Source organism: Flavobacterium potami (genome assembly GCF_020026915.1).
Lineage (GTDB): Bacteria > Bacteroidota > Bacteroidia > Flavobacteriales > Flavobacteriaceae > Flavobacterium > Flavobacterium potami.
The window spans coordinates 389,441-414,294 of record NZ_JAINUY010000003.1; the positions used below are offsets into that span (position 1 = coordinate 389,441).

At 32.6% G+C, this 24,854-nt stretch carries 19 protein-coding genes; 8 read left to right on the forward strand and 11 right to left on the reverse strand.

Annotated elements, in window-relative coordinates:
* Positions 1 to 4: 4 nt before the first annotated feature.
* The gene (locus tag K6T82_RS11300; protein ID WP_066034709.1) at positions 5 to 958 is read right to left on the reverse strand and encodes an AAA family ATPase; all 954 of its coding nucleotides are present in this window, start codon (positions 956 to 958) and stop codon (positions 5 to 7) included.
* Between the two features lie 238 nt (positions 959 to 1,196).
* Between K6T82_RS11300 and K6T82_RS11305 the strand changes: the two genes are divergently transcribed.
* Both K6T82_RS11305 and K6T82_RS11310 read left to right on the forward strand, forming a co-directional pair.
* A complete protein-coding gene (locus K6T82_RS11305) occupies positions 1,197 to 4,019 on the forward strand; it encodes a hypothetical protein (protein ID WP_223705975.1) in 2,823 nt (940 codons plus the stop codon).
* Positions 4,020 to 5,054 carry a hypothetical protein gene (locus K6T82_RS11310; protein ID WP_066034711.1) on the forward strand — a complete coding sequence of 345 codons (1,035 nt, stop codon included), beginning with the start codon at positions 4,020 to 4,022 and terminating at the stop codon, positions 5,052 to 5,054.
* A 555-nt stretch (positions 5,055 to 5,609) separates the two neighbouring features.
* Here the strand turns inward: K6T82_RS11310 and K6T82_RS11315 are convergent.
* Positions 5,610 to 5,774 (reverse strand): PTS sugar transporter subunit IIBC, encoded by a 165-nt coding sequence (locus tag K6T82_RS11315; RefSeq protein WP_109193282.1) that lies wholly within the window; start codon positions 5,772 to 5,774, stop codon positions 5,610 to 5,612.
* Positions 5,761 to 7,251 carry a recombinase family protein gene (locus K6T82_RS11320; protein ID WP_223705976.1) on the reverse strand — a complete coding sequence of 497 codons (1,491 nt, stop codon included), beginning with the start codon at positions 7,249 to 7,251 and terminating at the stop codon, positions 5,761 to 5,763. The genes K6T82_RS11315 and K6T82_RS11320 overlap by 14 nt, the downstream gene beginning before the upstream one ends.
* A 285-nt stretch (positions 7,252 to 7,536) precedes the next feature.
* On the opposite strand from K6T82_RS11320, the gene K6T82_RS11325 reads away from it, so the two are divergent.
* Entirely contained in the window at positions 7,537 to 8,301 is a 765-nt protein-coding gene (locus K6T82_RS11325; RefSeq protein WP_223705977.1) for a hypothetical protein, read from the forward strand.
* Positions 8,302 to 8,343: 42 nt separating this feature from the next.
* Positions 8,344 to 9,414 carry an HNH endonuclease gene (locus K6T82_RS11330; protein WP_223705978.1) on the forward strand — a complete coding sequence of 357 codons (1,071 nt, stop codon included), beginning with the start codon at positions 8,344 to 8,346 and terminating at the stop codon, positions 9,412 to 9,414.
* A 31-nt stretch (positions 9,415 to 9,445) separates the two neighbouring features.
* Here K6T82_RS11330 and K6T82_RS11335 read toward each other — a convergent pair whose 3' ends face one another.
* Positions 9,446 to 10,300 (reverse strand): hypothetical protein, encoded by an 855-nt coding sequence (locus K6T82_RS11335; protein ID WP_223705979.1) that lies wholly within the window; start codon positions 10,298 to 10,300, stop codon positions 9,446 to 9,448.
* Between the two features lie 684 nt (positions 10,301 to 10,984).
* Between K6T82_RS11335 and K6T82_RS11340 the strand changes: the two genes are divergently transcribed.
* The 3 genes from K6T82_RS11340 to K6T82_RS11350 are packed head-to-tail and all read left to right on the forward strand — an operon-like array spanning position 10,985 to position 15,411.
* Entirely contained in the window at positions 10,985 to 12,679 is a 1,695-nt protein-coding gene (locus K6T82_RS11340) for a DUF262 domain-containing protein (RefSeq protein WP_223705980.1), read from the forward strand.
* A gap of 13 nt (positions 12,680 to 12,692) precedes the next feature.
* Positions 12,693 to 14,924: a DUF262 domain-containing protein gene (locus K6T82_RS11345; protein ID WP_223705981.1), complete on the forward strand. Its 2,232-nt coding sequence runs from the start codon at positions 12,693 to 12,695 to the stop codon at positions 14,922 to 14,924.
* Positions 14,925 to 14,961: 37 nt separating this feature from the next.
* Positions 14,962 to 15,411, forward strand: coding sequence for a hypothetical protein (locus K6T82_RS11350; RefSeq protein WP_223705982.1), 450 nt, complete (start codon positions 14,962 to 14,964; stop codon positions 15,409 to 15,411).
* A gap of 165 nt (positions 15,412 to 15,576) precedes the next feature.
* Here the strand turns inward: K6T82_RS11350 and K6T82_RS11355 are convergent, their stop codons facing one another.
* The 5 genes from K6T82_RS11355 to K6T82_RS11375 all read right to left on the reverse strand — a co-directional run bounded on the left by K6T82_RS11355 (position 15,577) and on the right by K6T82_RS11375 (position 22,585).
* Positions 15,577 to 17,214 (reverse strand): hypothetical protein, encoded by a 1,638-nt coding sequence (locus tag K6T82_RS11355; protein WP_223705983.1) that lies wholly within the window; start codon positions 17,212 to 17,214, stop codon positions 15,577 to 15,579.
* Between the two features lie 169 nt (positions 17,215 to 17,383).
* Entirely contained in the window at positions 17,384 to 18,346 is a 963-nt protein-coding gene (locus K6T82_RS11360) for a hypothetical protein (protein ID WP_223705984.1), read from the reverse strand.
* A 73-nt stretch (positions 18,347 to 18,419) separates the two neighbouring features.
* On the reverse strand, positions 18,420 to 20,789 hold the full coding sequence (locus tag K6T82_RS11365; RefSeq protein ID WP_223705985.1) for a DEAD/DEAH box helicase: 2,370 nt from the start codon (positions 20,787 to 20,789) through the stop codon (positions 18,420 to 18,422).
* The gene (locus K6T82_RS11370) at positions 20,759 to 21,802 is read right to left on the reverse strand and encodes a Hachiman antiphage defense system protein HamA (protein ID WP_223705986.1); all 1,044 of its coding nucleotides are present in this window, start codon (positions 21,800 to 21,802) and stop codon (positions 20,759 to 20,761) included. The genes K6T82_RS11365 and K6T82_RS11370 overlap by 31 nt, the downstream gene beginning before the upstream one ends.
* 627 nt (positions 21,803 to 22,429) lie before the next feature.
* On the reverse strand, positions 22,430 to 22,585 hold the full coding sequence (locus tag K6T82_RS11375; RefSeq protein ID WP_223705987.1) for a DUF1214 domain-containing protein: 156 nt from the start codon (positions 22,583 to 22,585) through the stop codon (positions 22,430 to 22,432).
* Between the two features lie 219 nt (positions 22,586 to 22,804).
* Between K6T82_RS11375 and K6T82_RS11380 the strand changes: the two genes are divergently transcribed.
* The gene (locus K6T82_RS11380) at positions 22,805 to 23,449 is read left to right on the forward strand and encodes a hypothetical protein (protein ID WP_223705988.1); all 645 of its coding nucleotides are present in this window, start codon (positions 22,805 to 22,807) and stop codon (positions 23,447 to 23,449) included.
* On the opposite strand, the gene K6T82_RS11385 is transcribed toward K6T82_RS11380, so the two are convergent.
* A complete protein-coding gene (locus tag K6T82_RS11385) occupies positions 23,439 to 23,846 on the reverse strand; it encodes a hypothetical protein (protein WP_223705989.1) in 408 nt (135 codons plus the stop codon). The two genes, K6T82_RS11380 and K6T82_RS11385, sit on opposite strands and share 11 nt — an antisense overlap.
* Before the next feature lie 129 nt (positions 23,847 to 23,975).
* Entirely contained in the window at positions 23,976 to 24,728 is a 753-nt protein-coding gene (locus K6T82_RS11390) for a LuxR C-terminal-related transcriptional regulator (RefSeq protein WP_223705990.1), read from the reverse strand.
* Positions 24,729 to 24,854 lie beyond the last annotated feature (126 nt).

A 24,854-nucleotide genomic window follows, 5' to 3' on the forward strand; every position in this document is an offset into this window, starting at 1 on the left:
GGAATTAAAGATTGAAATTTATCTTTCTGTCTTTTATCATCTCAATGAGGAGTTTTTGTGTTACTGTATTTTTGTCGGTAAGGATGATTTCTTTCAGGGCATCATGACAGGCATTGGTTATTTCTGCATGGCTGAGTCCCGAGGCAGCTGCAATAACATTCTCTAATGAGAAATTGCCAAGGTATTTGCTTAATTTTAATTTAATGAGTTCTTCTATATCATTCTTATCCGGTAAGTTATAGTTGATTATATCATCAAATCTTCTAAAAAGTGCAGAATCTAAGATGCGAATATTGTTGGTAGCTCCAAATATAATGCTCTCAGAGGAATCCTGCTCGATGAATTGAAGGAAAGAATTTAGCACTCTTCGCATTTCTCCAACCTCATTGTCTCTTCCTCTCTCAGCGCCGATGGCATCAAATTCGTCAAAAAGATAAACGCCTCGATTGGAAATCATCATATCAAAAATCTGGCGTAATTTTGATGCAGTTTCGCCCATATACTTAGTCATAAGCTTATCCATCATAATTACATACAGTGGAATTTTTAATTCCCCTGAAATTGCAGACGCAGTGGCCGTCTTTCCAGTACCTGGAAGCCCGGACAAAAGTATTTTTCTTCTATTCTGAAGACCAAATTTTTGGATTTTATCACGTTGTTTGTACTCTTTGATTATTCTTTGCAATTTACCATTGACATCATTGGAAAGTATTAGTTCGCTCAGCTTATTTTCTGGATAGTATACCAGAACTAAGTCACTCAAATCGGGGTTGATCCTAATTACTTTAAATCCGTCAGTCTTTGATCTGTCAACAAGGGCCTTAATATCTTTTGCAATGGTAAGATGTCCCTGCCTTGCCTCATGGGCAGCTAACTGCAGAGCAATGGAAGTAAATCTCTCATTGTCATTTTTATAGTGAGATTGTAAAAGTGATTTTATTTGTTCAGCTGTTGCCATGAAACAAATGTAATAAAAAATTATACTTTACTGTTACTTATAGCACTATCTTCTTTAAAATTTCAACTAGCCTGAAAAATTCATTAAACTGAATATATTCTAGCTGTTACCAAAGTCAAACAAAAAAGACTGTATAAGCAGAATTATCTGAAAAATAAGTAATAGTAAGACAAGAAAAAAAAATAAAAATAAAGTATCTTGCTAGGAAAAAATTGCTTTGCATTACTAATAATAGGTTATGAAATTTTTAAACTCATTTTCGGCAGAAACCAAATTAAATTCCTTAAGCATTCGTATTGCGAGTTTAGCCCACGGAAATAATGCTTATAAATCTTATGTCGATCAAAAGATTACAGGGGACAATCTCAAATATAACCTCTCGCTTATAATTAGTAAGATCATTTTGAACCTTCAATATACCGACAGGACTAAAAGTACTTTTATTGCTATAATCGAAAAATATAATCAAACCAATAAAACTGCCTTAACCTATGAAGATTTTGAGAAGTCCCATTTGATAAGAACCAGCATGGGGGATATAGTTTTGCCATCTGTTGTACGTTATTTTTTTTGGAATATAGATGATGAAAAAAGCAATGGAAAAGGAATTAAAACCCCTAAACAATTTTATGATCTGATTGCCTGCCTAAGAATCTATTATGACAAATGTTTTAAAAATGTCTCACTTAGTATTGATGCAAAAAAATTTAAAGGTATTGTTGAGGGAAACTCAAATAAAAAGCTAACCATCAAATACTTTATTCAAAGAGGCCTTTTGTTCCAAAAAGATGCAGCAACATTTTCATGGAAAAGCAGCGAACTACTCCGCCATCTCAGAAATGAAATTGCGTCAACACTTTGGATTCTGCTTAAGGAAAATGATCCTGACTATAGGGAAAAATATTTCAAGTTGCTCATAATGACCGGCGTTTGGGCAGACAATCTAAATCGGTTTCTTACACCGCAAGACGGTAAAGAGCTCCGCGACTTGGCTCTGAATATTTTACAAACTGAACGTGATTTCGAAAAATCAGAAACTGAATTCACAAAAATATGGTTTGATAGCGAGAGTTATAGAGGAAAGAAAATAGGACAAAAGATACCAGCAGTTCACTTCAATTATGATAGTGTGCACAATTTTGTAGAAAGTACTTCTTTGTTGGGGCGATTCTTCCAAGAAATTAACGATCATCAGAAGACCAGAAGCTACTCCAGTCTTCTTTTGCAAATCATTATGGATTTTGACAAGCATCCTAAACCATACGAAAATGCCCTTAGATTATTGACAGATATGGAAAAACCTGCTCTTATTTGGACATTTTATAGCGAAATCCCGCGTGCTTTTCCAATGTTAATTCCTTACCTTTTGACACACCAGGATTTAGCGGCTTTAGCTTTCTCACTTATAGACAAGATTGAATTGGACCCGGAACTATTGGAGAACTCCTACAAACATGATGACAGGACTAAAGCTGTATGGGATGCCAAAAATCATTTATGGCTCGAAATGTTTGATATGATGCTTGAACACTACTCAGCTTTACATTCAATAGACCAAAAACAGGCAGAAGTACTTTCAATAATTATGAAAGATTGCTCCAACAAACTTTTCGCTAATAATACTACAGGTACAAATGAAGCAATAGTACATTCTATGTATCGTGTAAGATATGAGAAAGCATTGGGAAAACTCTCTTCAAAAAGAATAACATCATTCCGCAGTTATCCACAACCGTTAGTTTTACCCAGGATGATGTTTTATATAATTCCGCAGATGAGGCAATTTTTCATTATTGAACTGGGAGAAACTATACAGACACAGTCTCCATATGTATGTTTCAAATCTGGCGTATTTGATTTATGCATTGAGCTTGTAAGATTAATGAACAGCCGCGTTTCCGAAATTGAAATCAAGGCAGAACAAACAGCTATCTTGGAGGAGTCATCCAAAGATTTAATTAAAGCTTTATATGCTCATTTGACATGGTTCTATACAGCTAAGGAAATCGAAAGACAAGATTTCGATCAGCCGGAAACTGTTAAAATCACAGCCCATCGTCAGGACAATCCGTTTGCTTTTGAAATAATTGATTGGGGCTATCTTTTTCTGCAATTTGAGAAGCAAGACCTGCTTGATTTGTTTAAAGAAAATTTTGAAAATGCATTAACGTTAAATCCTCAAAAGGAATATTATGAGGATGAAAATCGCGAAGAAAAAATTAAAATAAGGATTTTCTTAACTTCAGTGACCATCGCCTACATGGCCATTAATAACAAAAAAAATCAATTTGAACTCGAAGGTCTTCCTGTTAGTGAAGTCCTTAGGAAATTAAAAGAATACATAAATGTATATTTTCTACGCTTTAGCACCAACGATATTGCAAATGGCAGGATTGATGTATTAGATGACACATTTATTTTCTTCAAATATAATCAGTACCAACATGATCTTCACGACCTGCTTCATCAATCGTTAAATCATTTTGAAGCTAGCGAAAGAGAAGATTTCATCAAGCAACTTTATCGTAATAGCGTTGAGTTAGGAAAAATGCTTTCCGCAATAAATAGCATAGAGTCAAATCATACTCGTACTATTATCTCGGAATTGATAGACAATATCAATATAGATAATTTTATTGATAGCCGTAGAACGGTTACAGAATATGAAAATGCATTAATTGAAGCAATAAATTCCGATACCCATTGGGAATTAGCAAAGCCCCTCATAGAAAAGATAAAGGTTCATTTTGAAAAGAAAAGGCATCTCCCTGCGGAAACAGAAAAATTCATCTTTAGAATTAATCTGCTACTCGCCTTCAAAGAAAAAGATTTTGCGGAATTATGCAAACTGGAGATTCCTAAAAACAAATATGCGATCCACCCTGTAGATAAGAACTTACAACTGGAGAAGAAATTTTACCAAGCCCTGTTCAAGCTTTATAATGACAAAGATTATGATAATGCCGCAGCTTTGTTTAGGGGACTTCTCTCAGAAGATCCCAAAAACGTTACTTATGCCTATTACCTCTATCATGCCGAAACATTAAAATCCATAAAGTAAATGAATATACAATCATTAAATAAAGCCAACAAAGAATGGGAGGATTTCTTAAAAAGTCTTTCCGATGAGGAAAAAAGTGCTCTTCAAAAAATAGATGAACAAATATCAAGTACCAATATATATCATTTTGTAGCCAACAAAGATGCTTCAAGATTTGACCAGACCTTAAATACACTCTCAAACCCTTATAAATTTAATCAGGAACTCATTCCTGTTATCTATAACTACTACCTCGAAAGAGAACTTCATGAAATGGCATTCGGCTACAGTGTTGCTGCCAAAAATTATCTTATTGAAAATGGTGAAGTAATAAAACCTGAGGTCGAAAAGATCATGAATGAGGCAACACATGACAAAACCCTTACCTCTATCAAGCTAAGTCTTAACAACCTTAAATCCCTTATCCCTCAAGACTTAGCAAAAGTTACACCTGATAATGTAAATAATAAAAGAAATTTAAGCGAGTTCGTGCTACATGAGATTATTGAAGCAGGTAAAATTATGCTTGAAAAAATTGATGCTATCCGCAATATTCCTCATGAAGATAAATATAATGACTTACTTATTGCAACTTTGCGACTGCGGTTCCAGATTTGGGGATGGAGCTGCCACGATCAGGGACGCTCAGGCAAATCTGCATCAGGAAAAGGTTCCGGAGAAACAGATGTGATGTTTCAATCCAATGGGTCTAATATAGCATTATGTGAGGCATTCGTTCTTACAGGTCGTGACAAAGCCTTAACTGAAAAACACATAAACAAATGTTTTACATATAATACGTATCTTGAAAGTTACTATATGATTGTGTATTACAAAGGGCCTTCGCCTAATTTTGATTCTACCTGGACCTCATATCAGAATGACATTATTAACTGCCCCTATGATGCACGCTGGCAAATTGACCAGACAAGAGGTTTGGAAGACATTTCCGCAAAATTTAGTAATGTTACTGCCTTTTACTTAGCCAAAAGTTCTCATGGCAAACAAAAAAGCGTCTATCATCTAATGATAGATTTAAGTGATTACACAAATTGAAAAAGAAAGTAGTAATTTACTATTTAATAGGGAAAATCCAGTGCGTCCAAAAAACTATCTGTTTTTTTAATCTTGGGAAAGCTCCTAAAAATCATTAATATAAATTCCAAGACAGTAGTCCTAATAAGCCAAAGAAAGCCAATTCTACCATAACAAAAACAACCTTTTCAAATCCTCTATAATATTTGAAGAATTGTATATTATTGTGATGGCATAAACCAATTGAGTTTGTATAATTTTTGCATCAATCCCCAACAGGACATCCAAACCAAAAATACAAAGTCAATGGAAGACAGACACTACATATAGAAAGCCAATTTCTTCAAATCGTCCAAAAATGATGTTGTAATTTGTCCTGTCCCCTCACTTAAGGAGACAACTATCACATAGTTGTCTCTTTTTTTATACACAAACATATAGATTTTTCAAGCCTTTACAGCCTAATATTTGTGGTTCGATTTTTTCACAAGAAATTCTTAGTCTGTTTGAAATAAACAGTCTTAAAGTGGCGCTATCAGAGAATTAATCGAAGCTGAACGATGGTTCGAAATCCCGTTAAGGATATAGGATTTTTTTTTCTTTTGGTTTATCGTAATTTTTTGATACTAAATACAGTAATTCCAAAATAATTTTAGCTTCCTTCTCATCTACCTGAATGCCGTTTTTGGAAAGAATGATAACGGCTTTCTCTATTGAAACATTCTTCTCAATGAAATTCATTATTTCTATTGTTTTTTCGGTTTCTTTTTTTTGATAATATTTTTAAAAATGCTTGATTTAAGCCTAAAGATAGATCTCCTGTTTTAAAATTAATTTCTGTCGGTGGAATAAGATTTAAAAGATGTCTTTTATCTGACGCCTCAAATTCAGAAAATCTTTGAAAGATTTCAACTAATGCTTTTTCTTCTATTTGATTTTTTCTATCAATATCTTTTAATTTAACGGCAATATCATGCACTTCCTTTTTAAGATTTTTAGTGCTGACTTGACTCTCTTTTCTTAATTGGTTGTAGTCATCAATTTTTAATATTCCAGCTATAAATAATTTTCTGCCTCGAGAAAGGGCCAGCTCCTCCTCATTTATTTTCCTCTCCAATACCTTTTGAGTGCATAAATAACTTGCTTTCTGTGTTTTTATATTCTGGTCTTCCAAAACTTTTTTAAATAATTCAACTGCATTCTTTGAGAGCATTAATTGTCGAAGCTTCTTATAATAACAGTCATTAAGGAATAATGCATTTATTCTTGTTCTACATCCATTATGACAATGATAATATGGATAGTTTTTTGATCTGCCTTTTGAAACACTTCCGCTAAGTTTTCGATTACAAACAGGGCATATTAAAAAACTTCTAAGAAAAAATAATGATTGTAAATCATCTTTCTTGGCAGTAATTCTTCTTCTTGTATTAATAACAGACTGAACCTGATTAAACAATGACTCAGATATCAATGGCTCGTGTAATGCTTTTACCACTCCCTCATTACCAGAGTCCAGTGTTACCGGTATAAGCCCGCAATAAACAGGATTATGTAAAATCCTGAAAAAGTGTGATCTTGAACATACTAATCCTTTATCATTGACTATATTAATGATTTTGGATATTTTATGATCGTTCTTTGCAACTTGATAAAAAGCCCATTTTATAATTTCGGCTTCAGGCTCTTTAGGTGCAATACCTTTCTTACCATCCATCATTGTCAAATTGATAAATCCTAATGGTGCCTTACTAGGATGTCTGCCCATCAGCTTCGCTCGACGAATGCCATTTGCAGTGTTTTGAGCTCTTCGGGCGTTTTCTGCTTCCGGAACAGCCAAATATACAGCCAGCATAACTGTGCTTTCCGGCACAGAAAAATCAATTGGCTGATCAATAGCCTTTGCTGTTGTTTTATATTTCCGGAGCTTTCCAATCATTTCGTAGGCATACTCAACATTACGGCTGAATCGATCCCATTTGATAAATAATATATTTTTGTCTTCTCCTGAGGATTTCTTTTTGATTTCTGAAAACAATCGGTTCCATTCTGGTCTATTGAAATTCTTAGCAGAATAATCTTCACGATAAATTCCTTTGACTTCGATATCATAATATTTGCAATATTTCAATAACCTGTCCTCCTGCTCCGGCAGGGAGTAACCTTTTCTTTTTTGTTCGTCCGTACTTACACGAACGTATAAATAGGCTGACTTCATATGATTTATGTATTTATTTTATTTACTAATAAATATTTTAAATGTATGAAAGGATTAATTGGAAAAGAATTCTATACAACATTAACTACAACATTATCTGCAAAAAGACATACCCCTTTAGAAATCAATAACAACTTTTTTTTAATGATATTGCATTCATATATTTTAATTGTTACAATACCACATTTTTAATGTAAAACAAATAACTTAGCACATATTAAACATAATTGATTTAATTTACCACAAATGATCAATAAGACTATTATCGCAAATGGAGTTGGATTGATGAAAGTTTATTTCCCCAACTTGTTTCTTTACATATCCGAAAAAGAATTTGAGCTTTTTTTACAGAAAGCTTATCAACATTCTACAAAAAATGGTGGCGGAACACCGAATAATAATTTTCTGGCTACATTTTTTATGCTTGTCGATGAACATTATACCAATAATTCCAATTATATAAGAAATGAATTTGGTTATTTTAATTTTTTGCTTGGCGAATTTCAAAAATTTGAAAATGGCAAAAAATTCAAAAGTTTAATACTCGCAGCAATTTATAATTTTAAGAGTAGTAGTTTCAAGCATATTCTTGGAGAAATTGCGGCATGTATTGATTTAAGCTCAAAAGCAAATTTTGTACAATATGAGAAAGTTTTAGAAAACGGAAAAAGCGTAGATTTTCATTTTAAGCATAATCAAAATCACGACTTTTACATTGATGTGGTGAATATTGATTTTAATATAGAAAAGTACGAAAAAGAAAAATTTAAAAAGTTTTTAGATAGGCGACTTTTGCAAAAATTCGAGGACAAATCTGCTAATTTAGATAACTATGTAAAAAAACAAATTATAATATATCCGATTCTTTATGGCTTCACACCTGAAATTATTAAGGACCAGGAGGATTATTTAAAATTGATACATTTAGCAAGATACCCAATTGCAGGGTTTCAAAGTTTCGAACCAAAATTATTTGGAAATATTCAAGGAACTTTTTTTAACTTATTTTCTATAGACCAAATCGTTAATTCAAAAAAGTACTATAATTAAAAAAAACACTCATCAAATTTAAAAAAATGCAAAATAAAAGATATGAGTAAATCAAATCGAGACAAAAAAGAAGTAATATTTAAAATTTTTTCTCAAAATTTAGAATGGATAAAAGAAAATCCAATAATTCGATTTGAACCCGATTTTTCGAACGGCTATATATGTCCTCTATGTTTCAATGTTTTTTTTGCGAAAGATTTGGATAGTAATTTAGAAAATTTCCTGACATTAGAAGATATTCCCCCAAAGTCATTAGGCGGTTCGCCAAAAGCGCTTACTTGCAAAGATTGCAATTCAAAAAGCGGACATGAATTAGACATTCATCTTTTAAATAATCTTTTAGACATTGATGCTCATTCTTTCCTGCCAAATTCAAAATCAAAAGCTGTATTTGAATTATCTGGCAATAAAGTTAATGGATTAATTGAGGTTAAAGAAGATGGCGTAGTGAATTTACATCTGCATACTGAAAGATCAAATCCTGTTGATTCTAAAAATTTTATTTCAGAATTCATTCCACCAAAAACAATTTACAATCCTATTTTTCACCCTGAAAAAGTTTTCGATACAGGTTTTAAAAGCCCTACATTCAATTTAAAATTCGAAAACAAATATACAGAGAGGAGAGCCGAAGTTGCTTTACTCCGTATAGCTTATTTGATAGGATTCTCAAGTTTGGGAAATAGCTTTTTGATCAATCCAGGGCTGTATAAAGTGAGAGAGCAAATTTTAAAACCTGACGAAAAGATTCTTCCTCAAGTCTTTTGGCTAAAATACAAATTTCCTAAAGAACAAGAAGGGATAAACATCATTTCACTTCCCAAAGAATTAAGATGCTTTTTAATAATATTTTCTTTAGTTACAAAAAGCAAATCCAGACAATTTGCTATTGTCTTGCCAGGACCCTCCGCACCAGGAATAGATGTATATGACTACATTGAGAAAAATCTTTGTGTTGGTGATGGAAGTGGCTCTTTAGCGGGCTTTTCCGAACATATTAATGTAGATAATTTTTTAAAAGAAAAGGAGTTTGCATTTGCATCTAATATTTTATGGCAGGAATATACCGACGACAATTATGAACCCAGAAGAAATCCGAACAACAATGATTAAATATAATTGGAAGAGTTACTTTAGTGGCATTTCAATTAGGCTCTTTTAATATTTTCTTTAGGCTTTTCTTAATTTCCTGGCCAGTATATGTCGCAAAATTTAAATTCGTGCTTATCTTGTGAAGCTTTTTTAAATTCACATTTGCCAACAATAGGATATTTAATTTCATCTTAAGCCGTTCTTTTTTATTTTCAATCAGATAAGGTAGTCGGATAAATAGAACTTCATAATTCATGTAAAGGGCCAACAGATATAGAAAGGGCAGTAAAAGAAATGTATAAACAACTGGAAGAAATAAACTCTTTAGATTTTCAACGGTCATCAGGCTTTTGTAATCAATTGCTGTTTTATAGCATACATAAATAAAAATAAGAATTCCAAGTGCCGCAAACAGACCTTTTAAACAGCTAGCTGTTTTCAAATGGTCTGCATTGGTTCTTGCAGAATTTTCTGCAGCAATCTGCATTACACCTATAAAGGTCATAACTGGAATTATAGTCATTTCGATCCCAAAACTGAAGTTATAAAAATTAGTGATAAACTCCAGAGGTATAACTGCTTTTAAGTTATCAATTATTATTGGCATGAAATACGAACTTTCTTTTGCTTTATTCATATTAAAAAACAAAATTGTGGCTGAAGTTAATGACCATAATATTGTGTCTTTAAGAAGAATCATATTCCAGACATCAACTTTATAAAAACCAAAAGTTATTGCTGCTATATAGAAAAACATTCCCCACAAAGGAATTTGTATTTTATGATCAAAAAACTTCCTTAAAAGATCAAAAACATCTTTAAATTTTACGATTAAAAGAGCAACAATAATAAATATAGAACTCCATATCATTAAAGCCATTTCTCTGGTTGAGAATATTTCAAACATATTTTTTTGATTAAATAGAATTTTGATAATCCAACAAATAGCAAACTCAACATAATAGAAATCGGCCTTTATATTTTATTTAGTTTGCTTACTGCTCCAAAAGTAAACTTATGTATTAAATTTAAAGCAGGTATTTATACTCATTCATCATGGCTCATTTTTCAAGGCTTATTAGAATTGTCTTCCGTCACTAATCTTAGTAGCTTTTGCAGTATCTTTTTCTCCATTATAAATACTAAAAACGTTGTACATAAGGAACTAATCTTACGCTCATAACTAGCAACTCCATTTTGTATTATTTATTGAAAAAGTTAAGGACATCCATAACAAAATACTGAATTCATGGAAAGGCAACCCCTAATTCCAGTATGCCAATCTCTTCAAATCTTCAATAAAAGATATATAGAAATTAATCTATACTGTTTTTTTCTCTTAATAAATTATAATCTTATTTATCATAATTCTGGAAAATTCACCTCCCAACTTAATTTCAATGAGAATTTCAGCATCTGTTTTTTTAAATGTACTGAAGGAGCCTGATGCAAAAAAAACAGTATAAATACTTATTGTGTTTCTCATTGTTATGTTTTTTCTTGCTTATGGATTTCCGTAAATAATAATAAAAACATTCAACGAAATTTACCAACTGATAACCAATTTAATACTAAAATATACTGATAAAAGATGGAAAGTAAAATAGCATTAAAAAGCATTAGTGAGCTGCTAAATGAAACTTTTTTTATTCCTTCATTCCAAAGGGGTTACAGATGGACATCAGAAGAGGTAAAAGACCTACTGGATGACTTGCTGGAGTTTTACTACAAAGATAAATTCAAAGAAGAGTTCTACTGCCTGCAACCAGTGGTCGTAACTCCTTCGAAATTAGGTTACTCGGTCATTGATGGACAGCAGCGCCTGACCACGATCTTTATCATATTAACTTTCTTAGGAGATTTGCTGTCAATCCTGGAGAAAAAGAAATTTACTCTGGAATTTGAAACCCGAAAAGACAGTGAGCTTTTTCTTCAGAAAATTGATAAGGAAAAAGGAAATAACAATATTGATTACTTCCACATCTGCCAGGCGCTTCAGACAGTTGAAAAATGGTTTGCCTCTAAGGATGGATCTGTGAGGCTGAACATACTCAACACTTTAATAAACGAAAGCGGAAACAATGTTCAGGTAATCTGGTATGAAGTTCCAAATACTAATCAAAATGAAGCCATCGAAATATTCACTCGTCTTAATATGGGGAAAATCCCTCTAAGCAATGCAGAACTGATTAAGGCACTTTTCCTTAGACGGGGCAATTTTGAAGGCGAAGAAGAAACAAAAAGACTTAGACAATTAGAAATTGCAGGGGAATGGGACCGTATGGAATACGCTTTAAGAGATGATGAATTCTGGTATTTCCTAAATGACGGCAAAAATAAATACGATAACCGTATCGAACTGATTTTTGATTTGATGTCGGATAACATAACAAGTCAGGGTGAAATAAAAAATATTGATGACAAACACTTTACTTTCCGTTATTTCAACAATCTATTTACTATTGAAAGTGATATTGAATCTATTTGGAAAGATATAAAGCAGTACTATCAAACTTTTAGACAGTGGTTTGAAAACCATCGCTACTATCATCTTGTAGGCTATCTTATAACCGTTGGAGTAAGTATTCAGGAAATAAAAACAGAAACAGAAAGTTTATCAAAAATTGAACTTGTAGCTTGGCTAAAAGACAAAATACGAAAGCAGATAAACTGCACGATAGAGGATCTTACCTATCATGATGATAAACCTTTACTGCGTAAAGTTCTGCTTCTCTTTAATATCTTGACAATTCTTAATAATAAAAAAACCAATAGTCGATTCCAATTTGGAAGATATAAAAATGACAATTGGGATATTGAACATATTCATGCTGCTCAGTCAGAAATGCCTGAAGCCTCGAACCACCAGACTGAATGGTTGGAGGAATTCGTTCGTTTTTCTAGCAATGAGGCTCAGGTAACTAAAGCACGAAAGTATCTTAATACACCTTCAAAAAATCGGGAAACTAAATTTGAAGATCTTTACAGGGAAATAGTATCAGCGTACAGTGAATCGGGAAAACCAGAAGATATAAACGACCTCTCAAATTTAACCCTCCTTGATGCAGGAACAAACCGCGGTTTTAAAAATGCCATATTTCCAATAAAGAGAAAATCAATAATAAACAAAGATATTAATGGAACATTCGTCCCAATTTGCACGAAAAATGTTTTTCTTAAATACTACAGCCCCGAAATAGGACAAATGTCCTTCTGGGGTAAAGATGACCGTGATGCTTATAAAAAAAATGTAGTGGATACATTGACCACTTTTCTTAATATATAAAAAGTCTTAACCAATGAATAATGATTTACCATTCGGCAGAAAAATATCTTTTTTTGAACTCGTTTCAGAAAAGGAATATTGGATTGAAATTCCTATCATACAGCGTGATTATGCGCAAGGTAGAGAAAATACTGAAGATATCCGTCAGCATTTTTTAAAGACTTTGAAAGCTCATCTCTTAGAAGATAAACCTCTCGATCTTGATTTTATATACGGCAGTATAGAAGCAAAGACTGCCACAGTTTCAAAATTTGTCCCTTTAGACGGTCAGCAACGCTTGACCACTCTATTCCTACTTCACTGGTATCTAGCATTAAAAGATGATCAGATCGACTCTTTTAGAGCAGTAGCAAGTGCTGCAACGCATTCAAAATTTACCTATGAAACCCGCATTTCTTCCAGGGAATTCTGTAATGCTTTATTATCAAATCCAATAAGCCTGCCTGAAAGTGCAGAACATAAATTAAGCGGAAAAATACGTAATTATCCATGGTACTTCCTATCGTGGGATAACGATCCTACTATCAGTTCGATGCTGAAAATGCTCGATGCTGTGCATAAACTTTTTTTTGATACCCAAGGATATTATCAAAAATTAACACGAACCAAAAAACCAATCATAACTTTTCAGTTTATTGAATTAAAAAACTTCGGTTTATCTGATACACTTTACATCAAGATGAATTCGAGAGGAAAAGTATTGACAGATTTTGAAAATTTCAAAGCAAAATTTGAGCAAATTCTAGAACAGCATGACAAATCATCGAACACAAAACTAAAAGATACATTCTCAATAAAAATTGATACAGTTTGGACTGATCTTTTCTGGCAGTACAGAGATCAAAAAAACAATACTTTTGATAAGAAAATAATGAATCTCTTTAGGCTTCTTTTTTTGAATCAGTATGCTCTGAAAGAAAAAGTCAGCAATAGGAATCTTCAGATTCTCTTTGAGAAAAAAATTGAACTGAACTTTTATAAGTATGAAATTCTAAAATGCTTTGACCTAGAGTCAGTTACAAATATACTGGCACAAATGGAATTACTGGCAGATAATGAACATAAACTGGCTAAACATATTAGCTCGCTTCCTCTCTTCAGTGAACAGATGTTATTTGAAAAAGTTATCGACCCAAATACAAACGTTAATATCACCGAGGCATTACAGTTTCACGCCCTTTATCAGTATATAATCTATAACAAGACCAGCCTAGGCATCGACCATTGGATGAGAGTCATTAGAAACCTTACTGAAAATACTATTTATAATGAAGTTTCCGAATATGAAGCTTCGCTAAAATCTATCGAAAATCTGCTGCCTCACAGTAATGCAATTCTAACGTATCTAGCTGCAGAGAAATCAAGGCCCAAAAGTTTCTGGGGACCGCAGGTAGAAGAGGAAAAAATAAAAGCAACCCTGATGCTCAAAGATCACAAATGGCAAAAAGCCTTTGCCGAAATTGAGGATCATCCATACTTTAACGGACAGATCGGCTTTCTTTTAAAATTCAGCGGAATCTCTCAGAACATCAATTTACAAGATCTTAAAAACTGGGACCTAGATAATTCATATTACAATAATTTTATTTCATATTCCAATAAGGCCGCTATCCTGTTTGGTAAAGACGGTATTAAGCCATTTCCAGATTTTCTTTTCGAAAGAGCCCTACTGAGTGTTGGGGATTACATGCTGCGCAAGAAAAAAAATTACAGCTTTTTGATTAATGGGCTCGAAAGGGATATCAGCTGGAAAAAACTACTTCGTGATGACAACAAAGAAAGATCGCATTTGAAAATTCTACTTGACAGCATTTCAGATTATGATAACCTTGAATCAGAATTGGAAAACATCATAGCATCCGCTTCTGTTACTGACTGGCGCAGGCACTTTATTGAGTATCCCGAAATGATAGCAAGCTGCGGGAACAACAAATTTGTTCGTTTTGATGAGTCGGATGAAATACTCCTGCTTGAAAAGCTTCAGACCAATGGGACTCACAGGGAGTACTACTCTTTCGCTCTCTATCTTAAATTATTAAAAATGAACAATACTGCTGGTTATATAACTTCCAATTCTGTTGAATCACTTAAATATATAAATCACATCAATGGTAAAAGAATTAGTATTGCATTTTATATTGACGAATACCACGTAAAAACAAACGATGAACTACTTAATTTCACAGAAGAAGACGATATTATTGATTATTTGAAAGAACAGAATATCATCACAGATAACCCGTAAAACATATTAAAACAAATATTAACTTAAATAACTTTAAATGAATTCACATACTTTTGAAACAAACAGTGCTCGTGAAAAATATCAAGAATTTTTAGAAGATTACCAAGATTGTAAACAGGAGCCTACAAATACAAGAAGGGCAAAACACGCATACGCAAGCGCATGGGAAATTCTGGATTGGCTTTATAAAGAGTCTACTACAAGTTTGGAACTTGGTAGTTTTCGTACTCCTTTTTTTCAAGGTTGTCCATCACTTCTTGTAATGCATGACTTAGCTAATGCAGCAAAACATAAAATACTCGACCGTCCAAAAGCAGACATACAAAATACCCAAACAAAACCAGGCGCCTTTTCTGCCGAGTTCAGTAACGCTTTTGACAAAACACGTCTTGAGATTGAGTTTGAAGATGGAAGAGTAAAAAATTTTGAAACGGAGATCGATCAGGTAAAATCTTATTGGGACTCTTATTTCCTCAACTATCCTTAAACTTAGTTATTGCACATAAAATCAATCAAAATAAAAGAAGCTGTTTATGACTTCTAGTAGTTTTAATTGGATTAGGACTCTTATTTTAAAAGCTGCTGGACAAGCCAGTCCATGCAGCTCATAAATCGCTAAATATCTCGATAAAGGGTGAAACCATGACTAAGACTATAAGATTTTTTTTCTTATATTTTCAAAATAAGGATGCCCAATAAGATATTTTTTACCAGTAGAAGTCAGCGTAAAATCAAATGTGACATCAACGTATTCACCTTTTAGCAAAAGTGACATATCCCTTACTGTAAAAGCCCTGTATTTACCATCATACATATAAATGGTCGGAGCATTAATTATAAAAATACCCCTAACCGAATATTCCTTTAAATCAACTGCGAAAACCGCCCCATAGAGCACTTCAAAATGCTCTTGTATTACATTTTTATTATGCTCGGACCATTCTACTTTTCGATCCAGCTGTTTTTCGTATTTGGGCTTAAAATTGGAATAGTCCCTTCGCCAGTTGTTGTAGTCAAATCTTGACCTATTATGTTTCAACTCACAGACATATATCAGCTTATTATCAGTATCAAGGTATAAAATATCTATGTCTCCTACAGTCCCCGCAATATTAGTATTCTGTTTTCTTTTATTCTTGAAAGACTCAACACTGGTATCATAAAACAGCTTATGCTCATCCAGTAAAGCTTTAATGGGACTCTCCAGAACTTTGTCATGAGTGTTGTCTAGATGTTGAACTAAATTTTTAATAACTTCTAACTGCTTCCATTCCTGCGGGTATACACCAAATGGAAATGCATTTGTGGTAAGGGTTACCATTGATTCACCCCATTTGTTGTAGGGAATCATATAGTAGAACTTATTGTCAATAAAAAATTTTACAATTGGCCTGTAAATAAAACGGTTTGGATCCTGATTTTTAAGTATACAGTCTTCTACTGAAAGCGCATTCTGGGCTGATAGTGTCAGTCCATCATAAAAAATATGAAGAAAGGATTTATCATAACCCAGCTCTTTATGGAGGGTATCAATTAAGTTATCCAGGAAGATTAATCCAAATCTATATTCAGGCTTTTTTAGCTGCTCACTGGTAAAACCGAAAAGCGCATCATATTCTACGCCATATTCAGACTTAAGAATATCTTTAAAGTCATAAATACTTTCCGACAATGCAACCTTATCGTCATGCTTTGGAATATCCTGGTATATAAAACGATACAGCTCCGGATAAGGCTGATAAGTATACATTGTAAACTCCCCATCTTCTACTGCCGTACCGGTAGAACCTGGAAAAAGTTTGTTTTTGGCAATCATCTCCACTATTTCATAGGCCTTTTCCCCAACATAGAGAAGCTCTTCGGTCAGACGTAAATATTCCTTTTGATTAATAGTTATTTCTTTAAAAAAATTAGGGGTTCCTGCCAAATCCATCTTGCATCCTTGCTCAATTATGATTTTCAGGATTCTACGGCTTATCGCAAACGCATTTTCATCTATCCCTAGTTCTACTTTCTTTAGCTGAAGCTGATAAAGGTCAAGTGAATCTTCGTGAATGCAGTTAACAAATATATAAAATGATGCTTTCTGCATCTTCTGGATTAATGCTTCAAATTTCTGGCAGAAGTACTGAAATCCAACCTTCAAAACCTGCTCAACCTGATTAGGATTTTTGATTTCGGATATCCCGAACTCAGCTTCAATTATCCTAGAGAGTTCTCCCCAATATTTTTCAGAATAAGAATCATCACTTAGGATTAAATTTTTATCATAAACTCTAATAAGTGGCATAGCGTCTGTTTTTTGCCTATTTTTAGCAGTTATACATTTTAATAATTCGAATATAAAACAATTTTTGGCTCCAGTGAAACAACAATCAATTAGTGAAAGTAAATATCAATATCTGTAATCTTTACATAACTATATTTATATTACCAAATTGAATCCATTGACAAATTTGCTAGAGTGTTTTCAATTCAGACAGAAAGTCAACTAAATCTGGTTGAGCTCCAGAAAAAATTTTGGTGCCATAAAGTGTATCAAATCCTAACTCTAGCAACTCATTTTTTCTTTTTTTATCAGTAAACAACAATGTAGATAGAGGCATTCCTGTAGATAATCTGGCAAAATCCATATGATCTCCGGGTGTTTCTTTTTTTTGATATACGGCAGCCAGATTATGAAGGGAAAATCGGATATTTAAAGATGGGATGTTTTTGAATCCATTTTGTTCGAATTCAGTGATTAATTTTTTCACCTCTAATCTCGTAAATTTGTGGGTTCGTAACAATTGGTCAATAATTAAATCAATCCAATGCGGTATTTCTTGTCCGCCTATTGATACACCTCTAATTCTTATACCCCCTTCGTTATATAAATCCTGCAGTCTACTTATAAAATTCCTTGGTTCATACATTTCCAACACTTTAAGAAAAGATTTCTTTGTCTTAGAATCCATTCTAATATCGCGGGTATATTTTCTTAAGTCATTAATCCCCTCAGTCGCCTCCAGTACCAAACCCCGAAAATTAGTGCTAAGTTCATTAAACTGACTGTATTTTATATCAGATTCCAATATATTCTGTACATTATCATACATATAAGTCTTAATACCGATTGTATTTTTCCTTATATGTGATGAAATTAACTGAGAACTCACAAATAGTTCTGGTTTAAAACACCAACCATCCGAGAGTCTCTCTAAAAAAGAATCATGTAAAACTGAATTTTCATGACTCTTTTGTGATGTTTCAAAATAGTGCTCACTAGATTTTGGGCAAAATATGATACCATCCTGATGTAATTTAATCAGTTGATTTTTTATCTCACTCCATAACTCGGTTTGCTGATTATCAACCATATCACTTACAGCAAATTGATCTAGGTAGACACAAACTTTGGTAAATATTGCTTTCTTCTTCATGCATTTTTCTTAAACTTTAGGGACTTCTTAATCACAATCTAATTTGTGGCTAAAAAAAATCAAAATTGGATGCTTATAGTTCAAACAGGCGTCGAGTATTATTAAAAATATGATTTTCAAAAGCATCAAAAGATTCGCGAATTCTTCTTTTACCATTTTCTGAAGTCGTGTCATAATAATCAATTATGCGCTGGGGAACACCATAGTCACTTGCAATTTTTGCTTGATCAGAAAATGCGTTATACTCAAGTTTAGCAAGCAGACGATCTAATCCCGGAACTTCATCGAAAAGCTTCGAATCCCTTTGTGAAAGACTGTATTTATACATGACATTAAATACGCCCAGATACTTTACGAGCTGATATTTAAAAGTATTATAAACCAATTCAGATGCTTTTCGCATCGCCTTGTCAACATCTTCATGTAGAATATTAATTCTAAAATTAAAAAGTCCATTAAATCCGTCTTTTAAATACCAGTAAAGTGAGTATGTAATTCGCGAATACTCTCTTTCTACAGATTCATTTTCCTTTGTATAGGATGCTTTATCCAGAAGATAAATAAAATTTTTATCCCTGACGACGGGTCTTATAACATCAATAAAGACTTGAAAGCCTTCGAAATCAATCTGATTCATCATAACTTTCTGAACCAAGGCGTCGATTTTAGATAACTCCTCATCTCCCAATAAGTTGATACTATCAAATACAGAAATTTTATCTTCCCTGGAAACCGTTTTAAATAAATTCATTATCTCCTCATCGATCCCTCTTTCATCCTGAAGCTGTTGAATATGTCGCTTTTTTTCTCTTTCACCATCCGCTAAAAAATCGTCTCCTGTCATATCTAGGTCCGCTCCATCCTTTAATGCAGTAACGTCAAAATTTTTATGCTTGATCCCTCCGTCATCAGATTCTATAACTTTATCAAAATCATTTTTCAATGTAATAACTGAACCTTCAAAATGTTCCATGAACCTTCCTGCCCTTCCTGCAATATTTTTAGCATCGAAGGCCTTAAGCGGTTTTACTCCCTTCATGTCAAATAATGCAATCAAATTTTTAGCCGACGTATTCACTCCTTCGGTAATAGTTGTAGTGCATACCAAAATTGTTAAGCCGTTTTCTTTAGAATTAAATAGTTTTACTATCTCCTTCTGAATATACTTTGGCACCACACCGTGATGGATCCCAACTCCCCCCTTTAAAGCTTTTATAACGCACCAGTCCTTATTGTAAACTCTTTCCAGATGGTTAATAAAAAGATCAAACTCTTGATTTTGAGGCTTCTTTACCAATCCCCATGACAAAATAAAGTTAGCATAATTCTCAACTGTCACCTTAGTGCTACAATATGCAATAGTTTTATGCTCTTGTTCGGGTTTATGTTCAAAAAAATTTTTCAGCAATATTTTAAGTCTGCCATGTTTTGAATTAATGTTTTTACCCTCTTCAGCAAAATCGATTGGAATGCCGTCAATAACTTGTTTTTGTTTGCTTTTAACCACCGTATAAGATTTACCTACAATTTCATAATCATTTTTATCTATAAGCTTAATATTATAATTTGCAAGAAAAAGATCAAATGATTTATTGTAAGAGGGATTCATTGCATTGTAAAACGTAATATAGGGCCCTGCTAACAGCAGATCCACGTTTTGACTGAGCAAAGCATAATATATAGCCATACGGTAAGCCAGATCACGATCATGCTCTTTTAGTTCTTGCTGATCGTTATCCATATATTCGTTATCGATTTTATATACCTCGTCCACAAAAACAAAATCAACATTTATCTGAGAACCTTTTTTATCTAAAAAGGATAGATAGCGTTCAGGTGTAAAAATGAATATATTTTTAAAACCATATTCTTCCTTTCCGTCACTGAGGGTATGAATTGTATATTCGCTTTCAGCAAAATAACTATAAGTTTCTTTCTCTTTCAGCCTAAACAGATTTTCAGTAAGAAGGGCAACAGTTGGGAAAATAAGAATTACATTATTATACTTCATCTTTTTTATGACCTCATATGCAAGATGGGTTTTTCCAAAAGATGTTGATGCCGATAAAAAAAAACGATTTGATTTACCTTCCACAAACTGATCCAAAATCTGTTTTTGATAACGGTGTAACTTGGATTTTTCATCTGTATAAAGTGAAGATTCATGCAAAAAAGCGGTAAAATCTGTCAGATTAAGATCATCTTCATCAAAATATAAACTTTCACGTAATTGTGTATTGACAAGCATATCAAAGTAATGAGGAACACCTGTTTTATTAGCAAGAAAAAGCAAAAATGATCTATCAGCTTGTGATAACTCTTTATCTTTTAGATAATCAAAATAGGAACATACCTTAGTCACAAGGTCAAAGTCTGTCATAAGCCCTGCATTGTATGCATTAATAGCTCTAGCTATATCAACTGTTCTTTCGACTCTATCCATTTAATTACTGTTTTTTTCACCAATTGCACATCTTCGATAGGTATAAAAATGAAGAAAATTGTCCTTTCAATTGATAAATTATCGAATTTTAACTCCGCATAATTCTTCTTTATATAATCAAGACAATTAGAAATGCTTTTGTCGTATCCGCCAGAACTTTGCTTAAAAGCAATCATAATAGGGTAAACAACCCCAATATCGTTCGCCTTAAAATCTTCGATATCTATTTTTGCCTTTTCAACCCATTGCATTTTGATTTCCAGCAACCTGCTCGATGCCAGCAATGCATCGTAGTTACTGCTTTTTGACATTTCATCAAATATTGGGATAAAGTTATTCTCAAGGAAATACTTATCCGTCAAAACTTTATTTGGCAGTTCCTCTAAGGCTGTTTTAATACAGGACGCTGATGTTTCTCTAAACTTGGCCTCGCCAAACCACAAATGAATCTGTCCCGATGCCTCCACTAAGTGATAAGAGTCATATCCTTTCGATTCTCCATTTCCTGAAATAAAAAAATGCCCTTTTGAAATAAGAGGCGGTACCTTATATATTACGTGCAAAAGTGCATGTAATAGAACTTCCCCATAGAATCCATAACCAATCTTCGCAGCTTCTTTCGCAGTATGATTATATCGTATTCTCGAATACAGAGCCTTTGTTAACAAGACTTCATCTTCCTGAAGCATTTCAAAAACATCAAAAGCATAGTTTATAATATTATTATAAATCACCTTTGAAAGATTACTAGCATCAATTACTTTAAAACAATTATCTTCTTTGGTAGACAGCGGAGACTTTTCCAGTTTCCTTAAACCACAAGGGAGACTGCATTCAAAAATGACCGTATTTTTAATCAAATCAATTAAAGGTTGTTTCATAAAAAAACAATTTACATCAAACATATAAATTTTGCTCCTTTTTCTTTTACGGATTTCCGTAATCACTTTTCTTTTAACGGCAATATAATTTTTTAATAAAATTTTCGTGCAAGTATAAGTACCTGTTTTCAAAATTTGTTTTCAGTCTTCCGGAAATTGGTGCTTATAAAAATGGAAGATTACTTGGAACTGGACAAGCAGTTATGTTTTTCTATTTATGTGCTACACAGCGAAATTATGCAGCAGTACCGTCCCATTTTGAAGGCAGTGGCCCTGACCCATCCTCAGTACATTACCATGATGGCGCTCTGAGAGGGATTACATTTGTGCCATAAAACCTAAATAGCATAAAGTAATCCATAGAGCCAAAGAAAGACAATCCTTCCTTAACTAAAAACATTCTCTTAAAATCCTCCATAAATTTTGTAAATTTATATATTAGTTTCATGATATGAATCAATTGAGTTTTTATAATTTTTGCATCAATCCCCAACAGGACATCTAAACCAAATTAATAAAGCCAATGGAAGACAGACGTTACATATAGTAAGCCAATCTCTTCAAATCATCCAAAAATGATGTTGTAATTTGTCCTGTCCCCGTCACAACGCCAAATGGCGCCAATTGAAGACAATTGGCGCCATTTTTTTTACTACTCTTGCTAAATTGGCCACTTTGTATACTTTTTGCGTAAAATATTTAGTAAATTATTTTAAGTTTTCAAGCATTCCAAGCAAATAAAACGAAAAGCCATCACCTTTATTTCATCTCTTTTATGTCATCCATTTTCCAGCTTTTGTTGAAATATGCTTCTGTCGTTCCATAAAAACGCATATACGTAAACCAGTGTTTTCCTTTAATCGTCTGTAACCAGTTTTTCTCTTTTCCGGCAGGAGCCTTTGGACCAAAATACAAATCGACCGAACCAGTCCTGAATTAAAAAAAGAACCTAAAATGTTGCGCATTCTAAAAGAAACCAATTTTAGAAAATTGAACCATGGCAGAAAGCTTAAATACGCACAAAGTAGCTGCGAAATAGGTGATTTAAAGCTTTAAAACTTCATCTATTTTACCTTTATTTGATAAAACTATCACCCTTTTCATTAATATTGTCAAAGATATAATCAATGTTTTATGAAAATTATTTGTCTAATATTTATCGTAGCGCTTTTTTTGGGCTGTCAAAAAATTATAATAAGCGACAATCTGACTTTTGTCTCTGAAAGATTTTTCAAAATCAAAAATTTAAAATTGCCTAAGGAGAATACTGTTTCTATTGGTAGTTATGTCACAGATAAAGATTCTGTAGTTTCGCAATTCGAAATCCAATCCAAGTATTCTCCTATTGTAATCAAACTGGCAAATATCTCTCCTAATTTTGTTTTTAATAACTACGAAAAGAGTGACTATCCTACTCCTGGTTATTTTTCTACAATTAATGAAGGTTTATATGAGATAAATGTAAGTCCGCCGATTTTTGATTCAAAAAGTAGAATTGATAAGATAGATTTTTTCTCTGATAAAAAACTGAATTATCAAATCAATAACGACAGCATCAAAAGCTTTAGTGTTAATTTCAATAAATTCGCAATCCAAATAAATGATGACGTAAATAAAATCATATATGGAAAGATTGAATATTATGGATTAAAAAATCTAGATGCGCAAATGCTTCTTTATAAAATCCAAAATGATTCTTTTCTTTTTATTTTAACTCCTATTAAAAAAAATATAGTTTTAGAGGAGCACTTTTTATATAACTATTTGTTCAATAAATAGTAGTTGGACTCTTTGGGGAGCGGGAATCATTTTTAATATTCTCGTAATACTTAACAATTTCTTCTTCAGTGAAATAACAATAAACGATATAACTATCAAAATCTTTGTCTAAGTAAACAGATTTTAGGTCAACCATAGCGTATGGCATATAAAAAGCTTTTGATTCAGATTGATAATTCTTTGTTTTATTCAGTTCTCCATTTAAAAAGCGAATTACGAATGGGGTGTAATTTATTCTTTTCTTGCCTTGCAAAATCTTATAGATCTTCTTTTGCTTATTAATATAGTTTTCTACTTGATATTGCTTATATCCGATAAAAGATATAATCAATATAATGATAATTAATAATAATTTACAAAATATACTTTTTGTCTTCATTTTTACTGTTTTACTCATGCGCTAATTTGATCTCGGAATCTTTTCTTTTACCCATAAAACTAAAATGCAAAAATTAATGATCCATTCAATTTAAAATCACATTCGTAGCAAAAGAAATACTTCAAACGGAATTTTTCACCTAAAATATTACATGATTCCCTGAAGAATACAGTTTTTGATAAGCTCAGCAGTATTTTTAGAATCTGATTTGGTCAATATATTATTTCGATGTTTTTTTACTGTTAACGGACTAATGAAAAGTTTTTCGGCAATTTCAGTATTACTCAAACCACTACCCATCAATTTAATAATATCGATTTCTCTTTTCGAGAATTCTTTATTTTGTTTATTCTCTTTATCAAGACTTAAATTCATAAATGAAGGTTCTCCATTTAGACCTATAAGTGATATTTTATAAGTATTGACATTACTTAAATGATCAATTCTGGTATGAATATTTAAAGATTTTCCGTATCCTCCGTTATCATCCATTGTTAGCATTAACGCTTGGTGATTAAATAAGGCATAATCACCATTTTTTAATCTCCCTCTGTAGCAGTAACTTATTTTGTAGCTTAGTAATTTTTCACGTCCCACATTCTGAAAAAAGAATTTCGTTAAAAAATCTTCCGCTTTTATTACGAAATCCAAATCTTCGGGATGAATTGCTCCTAAAACATCATTGAAACTGATTGTTTCAGGATCAAATCCGTGAAGCTCATAGATAGAGGGACTGATATGCGAAAGTGACATATCAAAAAAATCAATTATATAGAACGAAAAAGGTCCGGTGCTAATAATGGAATTGGTCAGATCATCAAAGGATATCTGTGCTTTTGTTTTACTAACTGTTCGATTAGTAAACCAAACATCATGAAGACTTTGAATTTCAGAAAGCATAAAACGTAGGTCTGTTAAAGATTTGTTAAAGCAAAATAAGACAAAAAAATTATCAAATTCAAATGCTTTTGTAACTTTAATACATTGAGTAAGAATAGATTTACATGATAGAAAATTTGTGAAGAA